General features: G+C 39.5%; 2 protein-coding genes and 1 pseudogene. All 3 read right to left on the reverse strand.

All coding sequences use genetic code 11. The features are described from left to right. The coding region (locus ACT3TU_RS14120) for a type I restriction-modification system subunit M N-terminal domain-containing protein (RefSeq protein ID WP_444784526.1) at window positions 1–295 on the reverse strand (295 nt) is incomplete at its 3' end. A gap of 46 nt (window positions 296–341) precedes the next feature. Further along, window positions 342–815 carry a hypothetical protein gene (locus ACT3TU_RS14125; protein ID WP_444784527.1) on the reverse strand — a complete coding sequence of 158 codons (474 nt, stop codon included), beginning with the start codon at window positions 813–815 and terminating at the stop codon, window positions 342–344. A 263-nt stretch (window positions 816–1,078) separates the two neighbouring features. Next, a pseudogene (locus ACT3TU_RS14130) lies at window positions 1,079–1,291 on the reverse strand (integrase arm-type DNA-binding domain-containing protein); the annotation flags it as partial. Window positions 1,292–1,316: the final 25 nt, after the last annotated feature.

A 1,316-nucleotide genomic window follows, 5' to 3' on the forward strand; every position in this document is an offset into this window, starting at 1 on the left:
GACCGTTGCCTGGCTGGTGACGTAGCTCGTATAAATCCCAAAAGCTCGCCCCATCTGGCAACACAAAGCGCTGGTTCGACATCAGCTCTTTGACCAAATCCGCATCGCCATATTCCGCCATTAGCGTGTTGTACTCATCTCTATACATATCAGACAAATACTTCAAAAATAGCATGGTCAAAATAAAGTCTTTATAGGTATCGGCGCTGATCACACCGCGAAAAGTATCGCAGGCATCCCAAACGGCTTTGTTAATCTCAGATTGACTGATAGGTGTGGTATTGGTTGCAGCCATGTCAGGGTGTTTCCTTGAATTGAGTCTATGATTGATATTTATAGTGTTATTGGTTTAATGCATCATGGCAGGTATCATTGTTCATAATTATGCTAGTCAGTGGTTGGCCGTCTTGATCGTAGTATAGATAAGAAAATGTAACGTTATTCGCTGCCATATACTTGTAAGGTATGAAAGTTGCCACACAGAAATTTTGCAACATTTCTACTGAAGACAAGTCTTGTATGAGTTGACTTTTTTCATTGGCAGTGAGAGGCACTGTATAAGTTGTACTCGTATGACCAAAATAAGGTGTCATTTCAACGCTTTCAATTTTGATGGATTTGTTTGTGCTTTTTGGTGACGATTGAGCTTGCTCGTCATTTAAGAAGCGAAAAAAGTCAGCTGCTAACGCAGTATTTATGTACACGTAGTTTTCATCGATAATATCCATGGACTTTAACGTCTCATCTATCTCTGATTCGGCATGAGCCACACTAGAAATAAGGATAACTAGTGCAGTTAATAAAGCGATTTTCATTTTTATGATCCTGTCAAGTAGTAGCCTGCTATGTACTGTTACAGACCTCACCATAGCCATCAATGATAGAGTACTATGTAGACAAAACTATCTCTGTAGGATAGTCATTTAGCCTTTTTAGTAAATAGTATATGGCTCAATAAATTTTTAAATCTTAGTTTGAAACCTTACTGCTAAGCAATTCAAGAACCTTATCTTGCTCATTGCTCATTGCTCATTGGTCTTTGGATCAATATTAGTTTCTAACAATCGCTCACAATCAGCGCGTCAGCCAAAGTCAAAGCAGGATACCGCCCCAACTTAAACATATCACTCACACCGGTATAAGGTCGGCTATATTGATAGTACCAAGTCTTGGTACCGGACTTGGCGATATTAAGGATTAAGCCGGACCCATCATACAAGCGATATGGCTTATCTTTAGGTTTGGCTTTGGCGACCTCTGTATTGGTCAGTGGGTTAGTGATACGAGCCATAACAGTAAATCTATTTTAATTAAAC

It is taken from the genome of Psychrobacter sp. AOP3-A1-26 (genome assembly GCF_052378235.1).
In the GTDB taxonomy this organism is placed as follows: domain Bacteria; phylum Pseudomonadota; class Gammaproteobacteria; order Pseudomonadales; family Moraxellaceae; genus Psychrobacter.